This window comes from Tumebacillus lipolyticus (assembly GCF_042682745.1).
GTDB lineage: Bacteria > Bacillota > Bacilli > Tumebacillales > Tumebacillaceae > Tumebacillus_A > Tumebacillus_A lipolyticus.
The window spans coordinates 936,953-957,470 of the sequence record NZ_JBHUIO010000005.1 but is presented as its reverse complement, the minus strand read 5'-3'; the positions used below and the strand labels follow the sequence as shown (position 1 = coordinate 957,470).

Annotated in this window: 18 protein-coding genes and 1 pseudogene; 13 read left to right on the top strand and 6 right to left on the bottom strand. The window is 58.4% G+C overall.

Going from position 1 to position 20,518, the window contains the following annotated elements:
• From ACFSOY_RS09690 to ACFSOY_RS09675, 4 genes are all read right to left on the bottom strand, one after another.
• The coding region (locus ACFSOY_RS09690) for a hypothetical protein (protein ID WP_386046065.1) at positions 1 to 1,418 on the bottom strand (1,418 nt) is incomplete at its 3' end.
• 71 nt (positions 1,419 to 1,489) lie between these two features.
• Entirely contained in the window at positions 1,490 to 1,624 is a 135-nt protein-coding gene (locus ACFSOY_RS09685) for a hypothetical protein (RefSeq protein ID WP_386046063.1), read from the bottom strand.
• Positions 1,625 to 2,259: 635 nt separating this feature from the next.
• Complete coding sequence (locus ACFSOY_RS09680) at positions 2,260 to 2,760, bottom strand: peptide ABC transporter substrate-binding protein (protein WP_386046061.1); 501 nt, start codon at positions 2,758 to 2,760, stop codon at positions 2,260 to 2,262.
• An 88-nt stretch (positions 2,761 to 2,848) separates the two neighbouring features.
• A complete protein-coding gene (locus ACFSOY_RS09675; protein ID WP_386046059.1) occupies positions 2,849 to 3,670 on the bottom strand; it encodes a PH domain-containing protein in 822 nt (273 codons plus the stop codon).
• A 217-nt stretch (positions 3,671 to 3,887) separates the two neighbouring features.
• On the opposite strand from ACFSOY_RS09675, the gene ACFSOY_RS09670 reads away from it, so the two are divergent.
• From ACFSOY_RS09670 to meaB, 7 genes are all read left to right on the top strand, one after another.
• Positions 3,888 to 5,912, top strand: a complete 2,025-nt coding sequence (locus ACFSOY_RS09670; protein ID WP_386046057.1) for a (Fe-S)-binding protein — start codon at positions 3,888 to 3,890, stop codon at positions 5,910 to 5,912.
• Positions 5,913 to 6,028: 116 nt separating this feature from the next.
• Positions 6,029 to 7,216 (top strand): acetyl-CoA C-acetyltransferase, encoded by a 1,188-nt coding sequence (locus tag ACFSOY_RS09665; RefSeq protein ID WP_386046055.1) that lies wholly within the window; start codon positions 6,029 to 6,031, stop codon positions 7,214 to 7,216.
• Between the two features lie 88 nt (positions 7,217 to 7,304).
• Positions 7,305 to 8,156 carry a 3-hydroxybutyryl-CoA dehydrogenase gene (locus ACFSOY_RS09660; RefSeq protein WP_386046053.1) on the top strand — a complete coding sequence of 284 codons (852 nt, stop codon included), beginning with the start codon at positions 7,305 to 7,307 and terminating at the stop codon, positions 8,154 to 8,156.
• Positions 8,157 to 8,183: 27 nt separating this feature from the next.
• Entirely contained in the window at positions 8,184 to 8,966 is a 783-nt protein-coding gene (locus ACFSOY_RS09655) for an enoyl-CoA hydratase-related protein (protein ID WP_386046052.1), read from the top strand.
• 12 nt (positions 8,967 to 8,978) lie between these two features.
• Positions 8,979 to 10,124 (top strand): acyl-CoA dehydrogenase, encoded by a 1,146-nt coding sequence (locus tag ACFSOY_RS09650; RefSeq protein WP_386046050.1) that lies wholly within the window; start codon positions 8,979 to 8,981, stop codon positions 10,122 to 10,124.
• Positions 10,125 to 10,142: 18 nt separating this feature from the next.
• Complete coding sequence (locus tag ACFSOY_RS09645) at positions 10,143 to 11,291, top strand: acyl-CoA dehydrogenase (protein ID WP_386046048.1); 1,149 nt, start codon at positions 10,143 to 10,145, stop codon at positions 11,289 to 11,291.
• A 1-nt stretch (position 11,292) separates the two neighbouring features.
• Complete coding sequence (gene meaB, locus ACFSOY_RS09640) at positions 11,293 to 12,234, top strand: methylmalonyl Co-A mutase-associated GTPase MeaB (RefSeq protein WP_386046046.1); 942 nt, start codon at positions 11,293 to 11,295, stop codon at positions 12,232 to 12,234.
• 125 nt (positions 12,235 to 12,359) lie between these two features.
• Here the strand turns inward: meaB and cmpA are convergent, their stop codons facing one another.
• On the bottom strand, positions 12,360 to 12,503 hold the full coding sequence (gene cmpA, locus ACFSOY_RS09635) for a cortex morphogenetic protein CmpA (RefSeq protein ID WP_386046043.1): 144 nt from the start codon (positions 12,501 to 12,503) through the stop codon (positions 12,360 to 12,362).
• Between the two features lie 180 nt (positions 12,504 to 12,683).
• Positions 12,684 to 13,133: pseudogene (locus ACFSOY_RS09630) on the bottom strand (ComE operon protein 2); the annotation flags it as partial.
• A gap of 324 nt (positions 13,134 to 13,457) precedes the next feature.
• Here ACFSOY_RS09630 and spoIIE point away from each other — a divergent pair.
• The 6 genes from spoIIE to tilS all read left to right on the top strand — a co-directional run bounded on the left by spoIIE (position 13,458) and on the right by tilS (position 20,502).
• A complete protein-coding gene (gene spoIIE / locus ACFSOY_RS09625; protein WP_386046041.1) occupies positions 13,458 to 15,989 on the top strand; it encodes a stage II sporulation protein E in 2,532 nt (843 codons plus the stop codon).
• Positions 15,990 to 16,128: 139 nt separating this feature from the next.
• Entirely contained in the window at positions 16,129 to 16,872 is a 744-nt protein-coding gene (locus tag ACFSOY_RS09620) for a vWA domain-containing protein (RefSeq protein WP_386046038.1), read from the top strand.
• Entirely contained in the window at positions 16,844 to 17,782 is a 939-nt protein-coding gene (locus tag ACFSOY_RS09615) for a protein kinase domain-containing protein (RefSeq protein ID WP_386046036.1), read from the top strand. Before ACFSOY_RS09620 ends, ACFSOY_RS09615 begins: the two co-directional genes overlap by 29 nt.
• Positions 17,783 to 17,854: 72 nt before the next feature.
• On the top strand, positions 17,855 to 18,628 hold the full coding sequence (locus tag ACFSOY_RS09610; RefSeq protein WP_386046034.1) for a threonine/serine exporter family protein: 774 nt from the start codon (positions 17,855 to 17,857) through the stop codon (positions 18,626 to 18,628).
• Between the two features lies 1 nt (position 18,629).
• A complete protein-coding gene (locus ACFSOY_RS09605) occupies positions 18,630 to 19,088 on the top strand; it encodes a threonine/serine exporter family protein (RefSeq protein ID WP_386046032.1) in 459 nt (152 codons plus the stop codon).
• On the top strand, positions 19,069 to 20,502 hold the full coding sequence (tilS, locus tag ACFSOY_RS09600) for a tRNA lysidine(34) synthetase TilS (RefSeq protein WP_386046030.1): 1,434 nt from the start codon (positions 19,069 to 19,071) through the stop codon (positions 20,500 to 20,502). The genes ACFSOY_RS09605 and tilS overlap by 20 nt, the downstream gene beginning before the upstream one ends.
• Positions 20,503 to 20,518: the final 16 nt, after the last annotated feature.

Below are 20,518 nucleotides of genomic sequence, written 5' to 3'. Positions count from 1 at the left end.
TGGGTCAATGCACTGCGCAACTCGGTGCTTTCGATCGTCGCAACGGTGCTCAAGATCTCTGCGCGGAGAGTCGCATACGCCTCCTCGTGCGCCGTAAGATCGGCGAGGCGATAGCGCTCTGCACAGCGGACTGCGAACTGATACAGCCGTTCGAGGACGAGCTGCTCGTGCCCGCCCGCCTGCTCGGTCAAGAAGCCGCGCATTTCCGCCAAGCGGTAGAGCAGCTCCTTCCAGGCGAGGAGCTGTTTGTTCTTCGAGCGGATCGCTTGGTCCGGCTCGGGCAAGACGGTGGAGGAGAGCATGTCCACACCGCTTTGCCAAGCGTCTGGCGCCAGCGATTCCTGCAGCTTTACCGCGCAGAACGGATCGTGTGGCAGAAGTTCGATCACCTCGCGAAAGGCGGGGATGCGATTGCGATAGACCGCCTGTTTGGCCCAGCGGACGTGCAGGTTTTGGTTTTTGATATAGGGGGCAAACTCCGGATGGATCGAATCGTATTCGGAAGGTGTGACCGCGTGCGACTGGAGGATCTGCTCTTTGATCGGGTTGTCTGGCGCTTCCAGCTCCCCTTCGCCGAGCAGGGTGAAGCGCTTGCGATACATCGCTAAGGCGCGCGGGCCGATCCCGTCGACCTTGCCCTGCAGCACTTGATAGCGGTACTTGCCGTACTCGGGGAAGGTGCTGACCGCCGCATAGCCATCATCGATCAGGTTGAGATCATCGCGCATCTCCATCATCTCGCGCATGATCACCTCTTCCATCACCGAGACCGATCCCTCGATGTGTGCAAAATAGGTGATATCCGCTTCGGGCGTCGAGAGCACCCGCGTATATAGATCATGAAACAGCAAAATGTGCATCATCTCATGACTGTAGTTTTGAAACGGGTAGCGAACGACCCGACCGCCGACGAAAGAGCTGCTCCGTTGGTAGATCCGCCCGTGCTCAGGTCGAAAAGCTGCCGGAGCATCGCTCTCCATGTCGATGTACAGCTCGTAGCCCGCATTGTAGGCGTATGCCCACACCGCCTGATAGGTCGGAGAGATGAGGAGCGCCGTCGAATGGTTGATGATCCGCGCCGGGATGTTGAACATCTGCTCGTTGATCTCAGGTCGTGAGGACAGGTAGGCCATGCCGACCGAAAGCGCCTGGTAGAGCGGAAACTCTCCTTCTGCCGCCATATCTTTACAGAAGCGATGCAGGACGGTCAACCAGGAGGAGAGCTGTCCGTCAGCAACTTCATATTCGCGGAAAAAGCGATCGATCGCCTCCGCAAAATCGTCAGGCTCTACACTCAAGAAGACGTTGAGCCCATCCACCCACAGGTCGGAGCCGATCTCCGTCTCAACCCACTCTTCGGGGCGTTCAGACATCGCGCGCAGACGATTATATTGTGCAAGCAGATCTGCTCGATTCATCGGTGCTCATCCCTTTCGAAAAAAGTAAATGCCCTTTCCCCCGAGAGGAAAGGGCACGACCCGAAGGACTCTTAAAACTCAGCCGGAATGCCGATCGGGTTGAACGTTTTTGCTTTATCGAAGTCGGTGGTGATGCCGATCGGGCGAAGATCTTTCGTTTGCTCCAGAATGCTGGTGGAAACTTGGATTTTGGTCACTTTTTTCATGGTGGACACGCCTCCTTGGATTTGGGTAACTGCCAGTCTTGCGCGTGAAACACGCGGGTGACATCTACTTTTCTGACTGAACCGGGATGCCGATCCATTCGATGCTTTTTGCTTGATGAATCAGGGCGTTTACCGTTTGGAATTTTACTGATTTCTTCACCGTAAACATCTCCAATTCATTTATACTTCAATAATAATATTAGAGTAGAGAGTGGTCAAGAGGGTTTAGATAAAATATTTTGAAAATTGCATTGAATCGTAATTTCAATCTGTTGCCGCTCGGTCGTCGCGGGAGGCGAGCGGGAGCCGTGACAGAAAAACTGCCCTTTTCGACGGGGAAAAGGGCAGCGCAGAAGGCGTCAAACGCATTCTAGCGATCCAGTTCGGACGGAGTCCTTTTGCTTAGATCGGTGAACTAGTCGTTCACTCTTCCGATCCAGGGCAGTTTTTTTGCCGATTCGACGAGAGAAGCGTTCGCTGTAACTTTTACAACTTTTTTCATCTGAAAAACACCTCCACGTAATTTATAATTCAATGATAAATGGAGGGAGATTGCAAGTCAATATACTATTGTTAAGAATTTTCCGTAAATACAATTATTTTTGACAAAAGGTGGAGGAGTGGGAGCTGACCGATTAACTGATCCACGTCCCATATGCTTTCGTTATTTGCCATTTCCCGTCTTTGTGCTGAGCGATGACCTTCATTCCGATCGCTCCGTTGCCAGATCGATACTTCGCACCGTCGATCACCGCTTGCTGATCGGAAATGGCAACCTTTTCAACCTGGAGCAACACACCATGCAGCACCGTTGTCTGCGGGTTGTATAACCCCTTGTCGATCAGCTGCTGATAAGTCGCTTCCAGCACCTCAACGTCATATTTTTCGAAGTGTTTTAAAATCTGTTCCTTGTCCTCCGCCTCAAGATCGGGAACGTTGCTCATGTCGATCGCGATGTAGTTCATGCCGCCATTCAGACCTTCATCGATCGGCATGAACTCATCGAATGCCAAACTGTACAGTTCGCCCAGATCTTTTATTTGATTGGTGTCCGCTGTTGGATGGGTGTCCGAGCAGGCGCTTGTTAACATCGCGGATAGGAGAACAAGTCCCAAAACCAGTTTCCTTACTTTCATTTTAATCCCTCCCTTACTTCATCAGACGGGAAAGATGCGGTTCAAGATTCATGTCAGTTTGAAACTAACCGATCAGATTGAATTAAAACTAACCGAACAGCAACATCGCGAGCCCGACCGCGCACAAGGCGGGAAACAGCCACGGTTGCTTTTGCTGCAGGCGGAACAGCGAGGGATAGAGCAAGATCACCAAGAGCAGCCCGAGGAGAAGCGGCACCCATGTCCAGACCGATTCTTGCAAGGATGCGAAGTTCGTAAACTTCCCGCTGATCTGTTCGAGCAAGATGGTGAACAGCAGGATCGGCCAGAGCGCTCCTGACCTCCGGGCATGTTGTGGAAGCAGTGCGCGGCTGTTCGTCGCAGGCCGCGTGGGAAAGGAGAAGCCGTCCGCAGCGAAAACGGCGCCGCTCCTGCTGATCAGTTCGGCGAGCAGGCGATCTTCCTCTGCGGCGAGCGGCGTGATCCCGAGCAACCCCTCCGTCGTATCGAGCAGCACCAGCCGATCGAACCGTGTCGCGTACAGCGTGATCTCATATCCATCCAGTCGAAACAGCCCGTACGCATAGCCGAGGTAGTGCTCGCCGATCAGCGCGGCCGGCCGCTGCCAAAACGATTGGACGGTCACCCCTTTGATCGAGTCGAACGGCACTTGCAGCTCTCTTCTGTCAGAGTGGATGATCAGCTCGCGGTTGCTCAGCTCATAGCGAATATACGGTCTGCGCGGCCGGATAAAACCGAGATAGAGCGACACCCCTGCCCCGATCAGCAGGAGGATAGTCGTCATCCACGAAGACTCGACGAAGAGGGCGATCGAAAGAAATGTGAGCGCCAGCGTGATATTGAAATAGATCGGCAGCAGGTGCTTACCCTGCACCGGGTGTGAAAAAAAGGTTAAGTTCGTTCGGTCCATTCACATCACCTCCGAATCATCATTAATATGAACGGATCACACTTGGTTCGGTTGCATTTCTCTTGTCTGGATGCCTGAAATTCACTCTCGAATTTTTGGTGAAAATCGTGTATAAGTATAGATGAGGTCTTTTCTTGTGTAAAACCGACCGAACGGTCGAAATTTGAATGACGATTCATTCATGAACATACTAGACTAGCAAAGGGGTTGAACGGAGATGGAGTGGGTCAAAGTGTTGCTGTTCCTGGTACTCGCCGGAGTGGCTGGTTACTATAGCGTGTCTGCGATCTATCGCCGTTATCAGTATCTGATGCTCGGCGCAGAAGAAAATCGATTTGACAACAGCGACGATCGCATCAAAGGATTCTTTAAATATGTGCTCGGCCAGGGCAAAGTGTTGGCGGAGCCGGCCGGGATCGGTCACTTTGTCATCTTTTATGGCTTTATCATCATCTCGATCGGTGCGCTCGACTTTTTTGCACATCATCTGACCGGCTCGCACATTCCGGGCCTCGGATCGAAGTTTTTTGTCGCGATGCACGAGACGGCGAACATCCTCGTGCTGGTCGCGATCGCGATCGCCGCGGTGCGCCGCTACATCTTGAAGCCGATGCGCCTCGACGTGACGGCAGAAGCAGGTTATATCATCGGCGCGATCGCGCTTTTGATCCTCTCCGACTTCGTCTACTGGGGATCGGCCGATGCGCTCGAAGGGCACAACCCGGGCTTCACCGCTCCGATCGCCGGCTGGTTTGCAACCGTTTTCGCCGGCAGCTCAGAAGGCATGCTGACCGCTGTGAAAGAGATCATGTTCTGGTTCCACACGGCCGTGCTGCTCGGATTTGCTGTCTACATCCCGCGCTCGAAGCATCTGCACATGATCGGCGCGATGTTCAACGTCTATTTCCGCAAGACGGAAGATCGTCCGGCTGGCAAGCTGAAAAAGCTCGACCTGGAAGACGAGTCGATCGAAGAGTTTGGCGTCGGTCGCATCGAGCAGTTCTCCTGGCGTCAACTGCTTGACGGCTATGCGTGCACCGAGTGCGGACGATGCCATGTCAACTGTCCGGCAACGCTGTCCGGCACGCCGCTCTCGCCGAAATATCTGATCCTGAAGATGAAAGACCATCTGATCGCGTCGGGCGACAGCTTGTTGCAGCAAAAGGTGCAAGGGGCTGACGGCACGGGCGTCGAGGTGGCTGCCACCGCCGAACTGCCAGTTCTGATCGGCGAAGGCGGGGTCTACTCGGAAGATGAGATCTGGGCTTGCACCACCTGCCGCGCCTGTGAGGAAGCCTGTCCGGTGTTCAACGAGCACGTGGACAAGATCATCGACATGCGCCGCTATCTCGTCCTGACAGAAGGCAAAGCGGAGCCGGAAGTCAACCGCGCCTTCCAAAACTTGGAGCGCCAATCGAACGAGTGGGGGCAAAACCGCTCCACCCGCGGCGATTGGGCGAAAGGCTTGGACATCCCGACGATGGCAGAGGTGGAAGGCGAGGTCGAATGGCTGTTCTACGTCGGCTCGTCCGCATCGTTCGATGTGCGCAACCAGAAGATCGCTCAAGCGTTTGCTCGCCTGATGAAGCAGGCTGGCGTGTCCTTTGCGATCCTCGGCGCGGAGGAAGAGTCGGATGGCGATTCTGCCCGCCGACTGGGCAATGAGTTCCTCTATCAATCGCTGGCAGAAGCTAACGTTGAGATTTTCCGCGAGTACGGTGTGAAGAAGATCGTCACTACCTGCCCGCATGCATATAACACGTTCCTAAATGAATATCCTGACTTCGGCTTTGAAGCAGAAGAGGTGTTGCATCATACGGAGATGCTGGCGAAGCTGATCGATGCAGGCAAGCTGTCCCCGCTGCATGAGGTGGAGCATCTGCTGACCTATCACGACTCCTGCTACCTCGGTCGCTACAACGGCATCTATACGGCGCCGCGCTATATCCTCTCGAAGATCCCGGGCGTTCGCTTGGTCGAGATGGAGCGCAACAAAGGCAAGAGCATGTGTTGCGGCGCAGGCGGCGGCGGTCTTTTCAAAGAAGACACCGGCACCGAGCGCATCAACGTGATGCGCACTGAGCAAGCGATGGAGACTGGCGCGACGGCGATCGGCACCGCCTGCCCGTACTGCATGACGATGATCACCGACGGCACCAAGGCGAAAGATGTGGAGGAAAACCTCCCCGTCTTCGATGTTGTCGAACTGCTCGAAATGTCAGTCATGGGCCCGAATCATTAATCTCGCCCTTTCCATTTTGAAAGACACCGGAACTTCTCTGGTGTCTTTCTTCCAGTCATACATGCTGCGTCGATCCTGTCAGATTGCGCATAATTTAAGTTAAAGGAGTGGTTTCGATGCCAAAAACGGTGATTGTAAGCTCTGCTCGTACTCCGTTCGGTAAGTTTGGCGGTGCGCTCGCTCCGCTCAACGCGACCGACCTCGGCAGTTTGGTGATCAAGGAGGCGCTCAACCGCGCTGGGGTTGCGGGTGAAAAGGTGGATGAGTTGATCATGGGCATGGTGCTGCAAGGCGGCGCCGGTCAGGTTCCCTCTCGCCAAGCGGCGATCAAAGCAGGTCTCGGTTGGGAAGTGCCGTCGCAAACGATCAACAAAGTGTGCGCGTCGGGGATGCGCGCCGTCACCCTCGGCGATCAGATCATTCGCTCAGGCGATGCGGAAGTGATCGTGGCAGGCGGCATGGAGTCGATGTCAAACGCGCCTTACATCCTGCCGGGTGCCCGGCAAGGACTGCGCATGGGCGATGGCAAGGTGGTCGACCTGATGCAATATGACGGTCTGCGCTGCGCGTTCCACGATGTGCCGATGGCCGTCCACGGTTCGGTGGTGGCGGCCGAGTATGAGATCTCCCGCGAGGCGCAGGATCAATGGGCGCTGCGCTCGCAACAGCGCGCGGTGGCGGCGATCGAGGAAGGCAAGTTTGACATCGAGATCGTGCCGGTCGAAGTGCCGGGGAAAAAGGGAGCGGTCACGCTGGTCAGCCGCGACGAAGCGCCGCGTCCCGACACGACGCTGGAAAAGTTGGGCGCATTGAAGCCGGTGTTCAAAAAGGATGGCACGATCACCGCGGGGAACGCGCCGGGCATCAACGATGGCGCCTGTGCGCTGGTTCTGATGTCTGACGAGCGAGCGGAGCGCGAAGGTGTGAAGCCGCTCGCGACCATCCTCGGCCATGCGCAGGTCGGGGCGGATGCACCTTACATCGCCACCACACCCGGTCTGGCGATTCAAAAGCTGCTCGAAAAGACAGGATATAAGGTAGAGGATATCGATCTGTTCGAAGTGAACGAGGCGTTCGCTGCGGTGACGCTCACCTCGGGCAAGATCGTCGGCTGGGATGAAGAGAAGGTCAACGTCAACGGAGGAGCGGTTGCGCTCGGCCATCCGATCGGCGCTTCCGGCGCGCGGATCATCGGCGCGCTGATCCACGAATTGCGTCGTCGCGGCGGCGGGATCGGCATTGCGGCGATCTGCTCCGGCGCTGCGCAAGGCGATGCGATCCTGTTGCAAGTGCACGGCGAATAGGCAGCACCGTTTTTCCGACAAAATATTGCCCGGGGAATGAGCGAACGCTCCTCCTCGGGTGACTCTATACAAGTGGAGGTTTTACATAATGGAAATTCGCAAAGTTCTTGTCATCGGAGCTGGCCAGATGGGAGCGGGCATCGCACAGGTTGCCGCACAAGCGGGCCTTGATGTCGTGTTGAACGACCTGAAGCCAGAGTTTTTAGAGCGCGGCATGGCGACGATCACGAAAAATCTGTCCCGCGATGTCGAAAAAGGGCGCAAGACAGAGGCGGAAAAAGCGGCGATCTTGGCGCACCTGCACCCGACGACCAACATGGGCGATGCGCACGATGCGCAGCTGGCGATCGAAGCGGCGACAGAAAACATGGAGATCAAGAAAAGCATCTTCCGCCAGATGGATGAGGTGCTTCCGCAAGGCGCGATTCTCGCGACCAACACTTCCTCCCTGCCGATCACCGAGATCGCAGCTGTCACCTCCCGCCCGGAGCTGGTGATCGGGATGCACTTTATGAACCCGGTGCCGGTGATGAAGCTGGTGGAGATCATCCGCGGTTTGGCGACGACAGATGAAGTGTACAAGTCGATCGAAGAGCTGTCCAAAAAGATGGGCAAAGTGCCGGTCGAAGTGAACGATTTCCCAGGCTTCGTCTCCAATCGCGTGCTGATGCCGATGATCAACGAAGCGATCTGCTGCGTGTACGAAGGCGTCGCAACTCCAGAAGCTGTCGATGAAGTGATGAAGCTCGGGATGAACCACCCGATGGGCCCGCTGACGCTGGCAGACTTTATCGGTCTCGACACCTGCTTGGCGATCATGGAAGTGCTCTACGAAGGGTTTGGCGATTCGAAATACCGCCCGTGCCCGCTGCTCCGCAAATATGTGAAGGCTGGCTGGCTTGGCAAGAAGACGGGCCGCGGTTTCTACACCTATTCCTAATCTTTTGGCACGGGGGGAAAAACGATCATGGAATTTCAAAACCTGCTGTTCGAAGTACAAGACGGTGTCGGCATCATCTCGCTCAACCGTCCGAAAGCGCTGAACGCGCTAAACTCCACACTGCTCAACGAGATGGGCGCGCTGCTCGACGACATCGCCAAGGATGAGCAGATCAAAGTGGTCGTCATCACCGGCGCGGGCGAAAAGGCGTTTGCAGCCGGTGCTGACATCGCGGAGATGCAATCGCTCAACGCGATGGATGGTCGCGCTTTTTCTGCGAACGGCATGAAGCACATCTCCAAGCTGGAAACGATCCCGCAACCGACGATCGCTGCGGTCAACGGCTTTGCGCTCGGTGGCGGATGCGAAGTGGTGATGGCGTGCGACATTCGCATCGCCTCGACCAAGGCGAAGTTCGGCCAGCCGGAAGTCAACCTCGGCGTCACGCCAGGCTTTGGCGGCACGCAGCGCCTGCCGCGTTTGGTCGGGCCTGCGATCGCCAAAGAGCTGCTCTTCACCGGCGATGTGATCGGTGCGGAGCGCGCCTATCAGATCGGGCTGGTCAACCAGGTGGTCGAGCCGGAAGAGCTGATGAACAAAGCGCTGGAGATGGCGAAAAAAATCGCAGCCAAAGGCCAGCTTGCGGTCAAGATGTGCAAGCAGGGTGTCAACGAAGGAATGAACATGGACCTGTCGCGCGGACTGCAATATGAGACGGAGCTGTTCGGTCTGTCCTTCTCCACAGAGGATCAAAAAGAGGGCATGGCCGCTTTCTTAGAAAAACGCCAAGCAGAATTTAAAGGCAGATAGGAGTAAGGCGCTATGGATTTTATTCTGACCAAAGACCAGCGCGATCTTCAGCAGATGGTGCGCGATTTTGCCCAAAACGAGATCGCACCGCTCGCCGCTCAGATCGATCAAAGCGATGAATTTCCCCGTGAGCTGCTCGCGAAGATGGGGGAGCTCGGACTGCTCGGCATTCCGATTCCGGAGGAGTACGATGGCGTGGGAGCCGACTTCCTCTCCTACATGTTGGCGATCGAAGAGATCTCCTACGCGTCCGCCTCGGTGGGCGTGATCTTGGCGGTGCACACGTCTGTCGGCACGATGCCGATCTTAAACTTCGGCTCGGAGGAGCAGAAGCAAAAGTACGTGCCGCGCTTGGCGGCAGGTGAGCTGATCGGCGCGTTCGGCCTGACCGAGCCCGGCGCTGGTTCGGACGCGTCTGGCATCCGCACCCGGGCGGTGAAGCAGGGCGATGCGTATGTGCTGAACGGCTCGAAGATCTTCATCACCAACGGTGAAGTGGCAGACATCTTCATCGTCTTTGCGGTCACCGATCCGGAAAAGGGCGCGAAGGGCGTTTCGGCGTTTATCGTCGAGCGCAACACGCCAGGCTTTTCGATCGGGAAAAAAGAGCATAAGATGGGGATGAACGGCTCAGGCACGGTCGAACTGATCTTCGACAACGCGCAAGTTCCCGCTTCGCAGCTGATCGGCGAAGAGGGAGAAGGATTTAAAGTTGCGATGAGCAACCTCGACGGCGGGCGGATCGGCATCGGTGCGCAGGCGCTGGGGATCGCGCGTGCCGCTTTTGACGCGGCGCGCGACTATGTGAAGCAGCGCGAGCAGTTTGGCCGTCCGATCGCCGACTTCCAAGCGGTGCAGTTCATGCTGGCCGACATGGCGACCAAGATCGAGGCGTCTCGCCTGCTGATCTACAATGCGGCGACGCTGCGCCAAGCGAAGCTGCCCTGCTCGAAGCAAGCTTCGATGGCAAAATACTATGCGACCGATACGGCGATGTCGGTGACCACCGATGCGGTACAGCTGTTCGGCGGCTATGGCTACTCGAAAGAGTATCCGGTCGAGCGCTTCATGCGCGATGCGAAAGTGACGCAAATCTATGAGGGCACCAACCAGATTCAACGTCTCGTCGTGGCGAAGAACCTGTTAAAGGGCTTGTAGAAAGAGAGGAAGATGAGAATGAACTTTCAACTGACGCAAGATCAACAGGATATCCGCAAGCTGGTGCGCGATTTCGCGCTGAACGAAGTGGCGCCAGGGGCGATGGAGCGCGATGAGAAGGAAGAGTTCTCCCGCGAGATTTTTGACAAGATGGCAGAGATCGGCCTGTGCGGGATTCCGTGGCCGGAAGAGTACGGCGGCGCGGGCATGGACTTCGTGTCCTACGTGATCGCTGTCGAAGAGCTGTCCCGCATCGATGCGTCTGTCGGCGTCACGCTGTCTGTGCAGACCTCGCTCGCAGGCTGGCCGATCTACAAGTTCGGCAACGAAGAGCAGAAGCAAAAATATTTGCGCCGTCTGGCAGAAGGCACGTCGATCGGCGCATACGGTCTGACCGAGCCGGGCTCCGGCACAGACGCGGGCGGCATGCGCACCACAGCGGTCGACAAGGGCGATCACTGGGTGCTGAACGGCTCGAAGATCTTCATCACCAACGGCGGCGTGGCAGAGATCTACGTGGTCTTCGCGGTGACCGACATGGAAAAGCGCACCCGCGGCGGCATCACCGCCTTTATCGTCGAAGCGGACTTCCCGGGCTTCTCGGTCGGCAAGCATGAGAAAAAGCTCGGCATTCGCTCCTCGACGACGACGGAGATCATCTTCGACAACTGCATCGTGCCGAAAGAAAACATGCTCGGTCAGCTGGGCGAAGGCTTTAAGATCGCGATGATGACGCTCGATGGCGGCCGCAACGGGATCGCAGCTCAAGCGCTCGGCATCGCGCAAGGCGCGCTCGATCTGGCGACCGATTATTCGAAACAGCGGGAGCAGTTCGGACAGTCGATCTCCAACTTCCAAGCGATCCAGTTCAAGCTGGCCGACATGGCGACCGAAGTGGAAGCGGCACGCCTGCTGACCTATCAGGCGGCATGGCTGGAGTCGGAAGGGCTGCCGTACGGCAAGCAGTCGGCGATGTCGAAAGTGTTCGCATCGGACGTGGCGATGAAAGTGGCGGTTGAAGCGGTGCAAATCTTCGGCGGCTATGGCTTCACCCGCGAGTATCCGGTGGAGCGCTTCCTGCGCGACGCGAAGATCACGCAGATTTACGAAGGCACTAACGAAGTGCAGCGCATGGTCATCGCGCGCCAACTCCTGAAGGAGAAATAGGATGCACGAGCTGGTTCGGCGGATCGTAGAGGGGGACAAGCGCGCAGCAGCCCGTGCGATCACGCACATCGAGAACGACGCCCCGCAAAAGCATGAGATTTTGCGCGATCTGCATTCGCATACGGGCCATGCGTACCTGGTCGGCCTCACCGGATCGCCTGGGGCTGGCAAAAGCTCGCTGACCGATCGCGTGATCACCTATCTGCGCAAAGAGCTCGGCAAAAAGGTCGGCGTGATCGCCGTCGACCCGACTTCGCCTTTCACGGGCGGAGCGATCTTGGGCGACCGCGTGCGGATGGGCTCGCATGCGCTCGATCCTGACGTTTTCATCCGCTCGATGGGCACGCGCGGCTCGCTCGGCGGATTGGCGCGGACGACGCAGGAGGCGATCCGCGTGCTCGACGCGTGGGGCTGTGACGTGATCCTGATCGAGACGGTCGGCGTTGGGCAGAGCGAGCTGGACATCATGAATGTGGCCGACTCGACGGTGGTCGTGCTCAACCCGTCGGCGGGCGACCACATCCAGACGATGAAGGCGGGGATCATGGAGATCGCCGATCTGTTTGTGATCAACAAGGCGGACCTGCCCGGCGCTGACAAGACCGATCGAGAGGTGAGCAACATGCTCGATCTGATGGGTCATGTCCCGTGGCGTCCGCCGGTCACGCGCACCATCTCGCGGGACAACAAGGGCATTCCTGAGTTTTGGGCCAAGGTGCAAGACCATTTCGCCTATCTGCAAGACTCGGGCGAATGGGACAAGCGCCGGCTGAAGCGTCGGCAGGATGAGGTGCTGGCGATCGTCGAGGGTCAGTTGACCCGGCGGGTGAAAGAGCTGACACAACAGGACAGCTCGTGGGGTGGCAAGATCGCCCAAGTCGAGCAGGGCAAGCTCGACCCGTATTCGATCGCCGAGGAACTTGTCGGCAAGCTATTGAGATGACCGATCGGCAGGTCGCACGACTCTTCTGGCTGGAGAACGTGGGACTGATGATCGCTCAGCAACGGAAAAAGCACTTCGCGTGAAAGCGCGAGGTGCTTTTTTTGATCGGTTCGTCGCCAGCTCGATCATTCTGCCTCGGTGACGACCGACTCGATATTTTGCTGAAGCGTCTTGCGATATTTATAAAAGACGCGGTTGAGCATCACGATCGATCGCTTATCTTGGTTGCGATACGCTCTGAACAGCTGGTTGCGCAGCCAACTTGGCATCCTGCCCTCCCCCTTGTCGAACAGTTTGCTCCTAGGCTATGCGAGCAGGAGGGGAAATGGTGCTTAGATGTCGGGGCTGCAGTCAGGTTCTCCGCGTTTGACCAACGGAGATCGCCCGCTCAGCGAGCAAAAGAGAAGACGCTAGCTCTTGTGCGGGCGTCTTTTGTCGTTTGATCAGATCTCCGACTCCACCTGGATCAACTCTTCAGCAGAAGCGATCTGCACCACCTCGACGTTCGCCTGCTTCAGCAGCTCGGCGGCGTAGGGGTCGATGCGGTAGCCTTCCGCATAGTAGATCTGCTTGATCCCCGCTTGGATGATCTGCTTGGAGCAGAGCAGGCAGGGGTAGTGCGTGACATAGATGGACGCTCCATCGGTGGAGACGCCAAATTTTGCACACTGCAAGATGGCGTTCGACTCCGCATGGATGGTGCGGATGCAGTGGCCGTTCACCACGTAGCAGCCGACATCCTGACAGTGCAGGTCGCCAGCTACGCTGCCGTTGTACCCGGTCGAGATGATCCGCTTGTCGCGCACGATCACGGCGCCAACATGCAGGCGGTCACAGGTGGCGCGCGTGGCGACCATCTTCGCTTGATCCATAAAATATTCGTTCCACGGTTTGCGCATCGGGAGACCTCCCTAAAGTCATCGTTCTCACTCTATTCTACCCTGCTTGAAAATAGGTGTCGAACAGAAAGAGAGTTTCCGACAATTGGATGGGCGCTTCGACGATTGAAGCGATTTTGGACGGGGAATGCGCGTTCCCCTCCCGAACGGCGCATGACTTGCGGGCGGGGGATGAGCGCCGTTTTGCGGACGTACGTTCGCCGAAAGATCTCCCGATAGTTGTCGGAATTTTCTTCCGATCGTGCGCTTCGTTTTGACAAACATCTCTTTGCATCCATGCTATCCTGAGACCATTCAAATCGAGAGACGGGATGGTGGAAGAGCATGTGGAAACGGTTTTGGGAGGGGCGCGTCGCCTACGGTGCGGGCAGTCAGGTGAACGAGGGGGCGCTCGGCGGCGCCAATGCTCTGTGGCAACGGTTCCAACTGTGGTCACAGGGGCTGGCGGGCAGAGGGACGTTCGTGCTGATGATCATGGCCTTTTTTCTCGGGCGCGCGCTGATCTTGGGCGAGCTGGCCCCCTTTTCGATCGCCTTTTATGCGGTGATCTTGCGCTTGAAGCGGTCGGCAGCCAGAGCGGTGCTGATCGGGTTGATCGCCGGCTCGCTGACCGTCCACGGCATCTTCTCGATCTGGCCGATGCTGGTCGGAGCGCTGCTGCTCTACCGCCTGACCTACGGGATGCTGACCAAGAAGAAAGCGCTGACACTGAACATGGTGCCGTTTGTCGTCTTCCTGGTCGACAGCGGGGTGCGGATGGCGGGCAACATGGCGGTCGGCGACATGACCGCCTACTCGCTGATCATGTCGCTGGTCGATGGCTTTCTCGCGATGGTGCTGACGCTGATCTTCATCCAGTCGCTACCGCTGTTCACCTTTCAGCGGGGAGTCAAAGAGCTGCGCAGCGAAGAGATCGTCTGTCTGGTCATCCTGCTCGCCTCGGTGCTGACCGGATTTCAGCAGATGGTGATCGCCGGCGTCTCCTTGGAAAATGTGTTCGCTCGCTATCTGATCATGCTGTTTGCGCTGATCGGCGGGGCGGGGGTGGCCGCCGGTGTCGGCGTGGTGACGGGGATCATCCTGACGATGGCCAGCCTGCTCGCCGCCACACAGATCGGGCTGTTAGCATTCTCCGGCCTGCTGGCGGGGCTGCTGCGCGACATGCGGAAGGTCGGGGTGGGGATCGGTTTTGTGCTCGGGACGGCGATCTTGACCGTGTATGTGAGCGAGGCAACCTCGGTGATGATCGCCTTGCAGGAGTCGCTGGTAGCGTTTTTCCTCCTGCTGATCACGCCGAAGAGCTTTGTCGATCAGGTGTCGCGCTATGTGCCCGGAACGCATCAGCACTCGCTGTCGCAACAGGATTACGCCAGGCGGGTCCGCGATCTGATGGCGGTGCGGATTCGCGAGGTGTCGAGCGTGTTCGATGAGTTGTCACACACGTTTTCGCAGATTTCTGGGACGGGGAGCAAGTCGCAAGAAGAGGTGATGAGCAAGGCGTTCGACATGGTCGCCCAAGAGGTCTGCGCCAGCTGTTTCAAGCGCGCGCAGTGCTGGGAGAAAAATTTTTACAACACCTATCGCGCCCTCTACGACGCGGCGGAGCTGGCAGACGAAGCGAAACAGGGCAAAAAGTCGAGCCAGCCTCAGGCGCTAAAAAAGTTTTGCGTGCGCACCGAGCAGATGGTGCAGGCGTTGCATCGGGCGGTGGAGATGTCCAAGCGGGACATGCAGTGGCAGAGCCAGCTGGCAGACAGCCGGAACATGGTGGCGGCACAGCTGTCGGGCATCTCGCGGATCATGGGCGATCTGGCGCAGGAGATACGCAAGGAGAACCATGCGTCTGTCGATCATGAGGAGCACATCGTGGCGGCGCTTGAACACCTGGGCCTGTCGGTGAGGTCGGTCGATCTGATCTCGCTCGACGAAGGCAAGGTGGAGATCGAGGTGACGTCGGCAGGTGCGACGACAGCAGACGAAGGCGAGAAGCTGATCGCCCCGCTGTTGACCGAAATCCTCGGCGAAAACATCGTCGTGTCCCGCAAACGGCACTGGGAGGATGAGAACAGCTTGACGATGACCTTGTCGTCAGCGAAGATCTTCACCATTTCGACCGGTGTGGCAAGCGCTGCCAAAGCGGGTCGCCTGCACTGCGGAGACTCGTTTACCGCCCTCGATGTGGGGAATGGGAAGTTTGCGGTGGCGGTCAGCGACGGAATGGGCAACGGGGAGCGGGCGATGCAGGAGTCGAGCGCGGCGATTCGGCTGTTGCAACAGCTGCTGAAAGCTGGGTTTGAGGAGCAGATGGCGATCAAGACGGTCAATTCGGTGCTGCTCTTGCGCTCGAAAGACGAGATCTTCACGACGATGGATCTGGCGCTGATCGACATGTTCACCGCCAAAACTGAGTTTTTAAAGATCGGGTCCGCCCCATCGTTCATCAAGCGCGGGCGGCAGGTGCTGTCGGTCGAAGGGGAGAACGTGCCGATCGGCATCTTGCAGGACATCGACATCCAAGCGGTCGAGGAGGAGCTGAAAGAGGGCGATCTGCTGATCCTGATGTCTGACGGGATCTTCGATGCGCCCAAGCATACGGACGACAAGGCGGGCTGGTTGAAGAAGCGCATCGAGGAGTTTCAATCGGAGGAGCCGCAGGAGATCGCCGACCTGTTGGTCGAGCTTGCGGTCAGGATCAACCACGGGAAGATCATCGACGACATGACGGTGCTGGTCGCCAAGGTGGAGCGGTTCAAGCCGGAGTGGGCGACGATCCGCCTACCGGGGGTGAAGAAGATTCAGCGCAAAAAATCGGCACAGCCGCCAGACGGTGGGGAGAAGCTGGTGCCGCTGAACTGAAGCGACTCGCATACGACCGGAAAGGGCTCTCAGAAGAGAAGCCCTTTTTTCGCGCGTGCGAGCGGGCTGAAATGTTGATTAGGACGTATCAAATCGGGCAAGGATGGAAAGTAACATGCAGAGGTGAGGGGTTGAGATCATGTGGAAGTCGATGAAGATGAAGCAGATTCTGTTGATCACAGACGGTTGCTCCAACAAGGGGAGCGATCCGGTTCAGGTGGCGCGGATGGCGCGCACGGCGGGCGTCGCGATCAATGTGATCGGCATTGTGGACGGCGGAGACCTCGGGTCGGCCGGGCGGCGAGAAGCGGAGGCGATCGCCGAAGCGGGCGGTGGGCTGTCGCGAATCGTGGAGGCGAAGCAGCTGGCGATGACGATGCATATGATGACAAAGCACACGATGCAGATGACGATTCAACAGGTGGTGAGCCAAGAGCTGAAGCAGCTGATCGGCACCGACGCGGAAGGTCTGCCGCCCGAGCGGCGCACCGAGGTGGCGGAGATGGTCGATCGCCTGAGCGATGAGGCGATGCTCAAGCTCGTCCTGCTGATCGACACATCGGCGTCGATGCACGAAAAGCTGCCGGCGGTGCGGGAGGCGATTCGCGATTTGCAGATCGGGCTCGATGTGCGCAAAGGGTCGCATCAGGTGGCGATCTTCACCTTTCCCGGCTCTGCGACAGAGGATGTCCGCCTGGTCACCAGCTTTAGCGGAACGCCCGAGCTGAGCCGGCTGTCTGACGCTTTGCGCGCGCAGGGCGGCACCCCGACAGGACCTGCCATCGAGCGGGCGCTGGAGCTGTTCGCCGGCGACAGGCTGGCGACGAACAACCAACGTGGCGAGGATGAGCGCGATGGCGACATGGCAGCCTATGTCGTCTGAACCGCTCTTTCGCGCTGGCGTGCCGATCTGCGGAAAGTGGAACGGGCAGCGCTATGTTGTGGAAGGTCTGCTCGGGCGCGGCGCCAACGGAGAGGTCTACGCGGTGAAGGCGGGAAGCGGCGATCGACTCGCGCTGAAAGTATCTTCCGCGTCGAGCGACATCGCGCTGGAACACAAGATATTGCAAAACTTGCAGGGGGTGGCTCGGGGCTTCGATCTCGGGCCGCTCGTCTTTGACTTGGACGATGTGGACACGAAGCGCGGCAAGGCGTTTTTTTATGTGATGGAGCAGGTGCGCGGCAGCTCGCTCGCCCCTTTTTTGCAACGGCGTGGCCGGCACTGGGCGGCGGTGCTGATGCTGCAGGTGTGCACGTTTTTGGAGCGGCTGCATCAGCTCGGCTACTGCTTTGGCGATCTGAAGGTGGAAAACTGCCTCGTCGATGAGCAGAGCGGTCGCGTGCGGCTGGTCGACTTTGGCGGTGTGACCCCGTTTGGGCGGGGTGTCAAGGAGTACACCGAGTGGTATGACCGGGCGTGGTGGGGGCAGGGCAGCCGCCGAGCGGAAGCGTCGTACGATCTGTTCGCCCTGACGATGATGGTGGTCGCCCTGCTCGCGCCCGACCTGTGCCAAAAGCTGTCGGCGATGTCGACGCCCAACTTCTCCTTGCTCCTGCAGAGCGCGATGTCCGACCCGCGCCTCGCCCCGTGGCAGGAGTTGCTGCGGGCGGTGTGGAGCGGACGCGTGACGACGGTGGGACGCTTTCGGGAGCGGCTGATGCTGCTGGTGGAGGCGAGCCTGAACAAGGAGCGACAGGAAAAGGCAGCCGATGCGCCGCGCGATTTTAGCGACTGGCTGCTCATCTGCTCGGCCGCCACGCTGGTCGGGGTCTTCTGTTTGATCTTTTTGTAGGCGGCGGAAGGAAACCAGACGCTGAGCGCGAACTCTGTGAAAACGATTTTTTAAGAGACAGGATGAGCGTCGATGAGCAAAAGTTTGGAAGAAGCGCTAGATCTGTGCCTGCGAGCGGGCATGATCATGCAGAGGTGCGGAGCGGAGACTTCGCGAGTTGAGGATACGATCACGCGGCTTGGAGTCGCTTACGGTGTCGATCAGGTGCAGAGCTTTGTGACGCCGACGGGGATTTTCATCTCGGTCGAGCGCGAGGGGGAGGCGACCCGGACGGGGATGAGCCGCGTCACCGGATCGTCGGGGATCAACCTGTCGAAAGTGCACATGGTAAACGATCTCTCCCGCCGCTATGCGCGGGGGCAGGTGAGTGTTGAGGAAGTGTTTTCGGCGCTGGACAAGATCGAGCAGACGAAGCAGACCTATCGCCTGCGCTATCAGCACTTGGCGTCTGCGTTCGCCTCGGGCGCGTTTGCCGTGCTGTTCAACGGGGGCTGGGCGGAGTTTGTCGTCGGGGCGTTCTGCGGCTGGATCTCCCACTTTGTGCTCGGGATCCTGGCGGAGCGGGTGCCCTATTTTCTCGGGATCTTCTTCGCCGCGTTTGTCGGCGTCTCGGTCGCCGTCCTCGGGGTGGTCGTGTCGGTCGCGACCAATTTTGAAGCGGCGATCATCGGTGCGGTGATTCCGCTCGTGCCCGGGGTGGCGGTGACCAACGCGGTGCGCGACCTGATGGCGGGGGAACTGCTCGCCGGTCTCGCCCGAGCGGCGGAGGCGTTTCTGATCGCCTTTGCGATCGCAGCGGCGGTCGCCGTCGTGCTGGCCATTCGCGTGCATGGGGTGGTGAGCTGAGATGAGCATCGACTGGATGTTGTTGATCAAGCTGGGATTTGCCTTTTCGGCGACCGTCTGCTATGCGATCCTCTACCATGTGCCGAAAAAGGCGCTGCTGCTCGTCGGTCTGGTCGGGCTCGGGGCGTGGCTGACGCAATATTTGGCGCTGCAGCTGTGGAGCTCGCCCGTCTATGCGGCCTTTTTTGGCGGTGTGCTCGTCGGCGCGCTCAGCGAGAAGCTGGCCCGCAAGGTGCTGATGCCGGTCACCGTGTTTGTCGTCGGCGGCATCGTGCCGCTCGTGCCCGGGTCGTCGGCGATGGCGACGATGCGGGAGTTTGTGATGGGCGATTATCTGGAAGGCCTGTCCCGCGGGACGCAGACGATGCTGATCGCCTCGGCGATCTCGGCGGGGCTGGTGCTCGCAGGCTCGGTGCTTCGGACGGACTGGAGGGGTATCCTTGCTCGCAAAAATCGGTGAGGGGATCAGGCGCAACTCGCTGTTCGCAAGCGGAGATCGACTGCTGGTCGCCGTCTCCGGCGGCTTGGACTCCTGCGCCCTGCTCGACGCGCTGATCAGGCTGCGCGCAGAGTGGGGCTACGAGCTGGGCGTCGCCCATGTCGATCATCGATTGCGCGGCGAGGCGTCGCAGGCGGACGCCCGCTTCGTCGAAGCGCTCGCGAGGCGACATCGGCTGCCCTTTCATCTCGGCGAGGTCGATGTGCGGGCGCTGGCAGAGGCGCAGAAGCTCTCGATCCAAGCGGCGGCGAGGGAGGCGCGCTACGCATTCCTGCGGGAGACGGCTGAGCGAGGCGGATACGGCAAGATCGTCACCGCGCACCATGCGGACGATCAGGCGGAGACGGTGATGATGCGCATCCTGCGCGGCACCTCCACGCGGGGCTTGGGGGGCATCGCGGTCAAGCGCAGCCAGCAGGGCGTCGAGTATGTGCGCCCGCTGCTCAAAATCTGGCGGGAAGAGATCGAAACATACGCCGGAGCGCATCAGATCGACCACCGAGAGGATGCGTCCAATTCAACAGTGAAATACTTGCGCAATAAGATACGATTGCGGCTGTTTCCCGAACTGATGCGCGAATACAACGGGGGCGTGAAGGCAGCGCTGCTTCAGCTGTCCGATCTGGCGCGCGAAGATGAGCAGTTTTTGGAGCGTTTGGCGGCGGAGCGATTTGCGGAGTGTGTGACGACGCGCGGAAGCAGATCTGTTCAAGTCAATTGTGAACATTTTGTCGGGAGCGCGCTTCCTTTACAACGACGAGTAATTACACTAATATTATATTATCTGTGCGGACATACCATACAGTGGGAGCAAGTACATATCGAAAACATCCGTGCGCTGTTGACTGGCAGCTCGCCAAGTGCTAGGTTGTACCTGCCCGGCGGCGTGCAGTTGAGGCGAGAATATGCGATCGCCTCGGTGAGCGTCATCGAACCGAGCTCAGCGGTTGAAGCGAGCATCCCGCCTGCGCGTTTTGTGTTTGACAAGGAATTATTGGAAGGCACGTTGAACCTACAGGTGGAACCTTCTGGTTTTGATCTTCGGGTGCAGGTCGAAGTGACACGCGGTGTGCCGCCTCGTCCGACCGATGCATGGGAAGCCCAATTCGACGCTGATCAATTGTCCGGCTCTTGCATATACATACGCACATGGGAAAAGGGTGATCGAATTCAACCGCTCGGTCTGCAAGGTAGCAAGCTGATCAGCGATGTATTTGTTGACGCCAAAGTGCCCAAAATGAAGCGCAGCGCTTGGCCGCTTCTTTGCATTGATGACAAGGTCGAATGGGTGATCGGGGTTCGGCGGGGACAGCAGGCGCAAGTCACCAACAAGACGCAAAAGACGCTCATCCTCCGGGCGGAGCGACTCTCTTAAACTTTCTTTGGGGGTA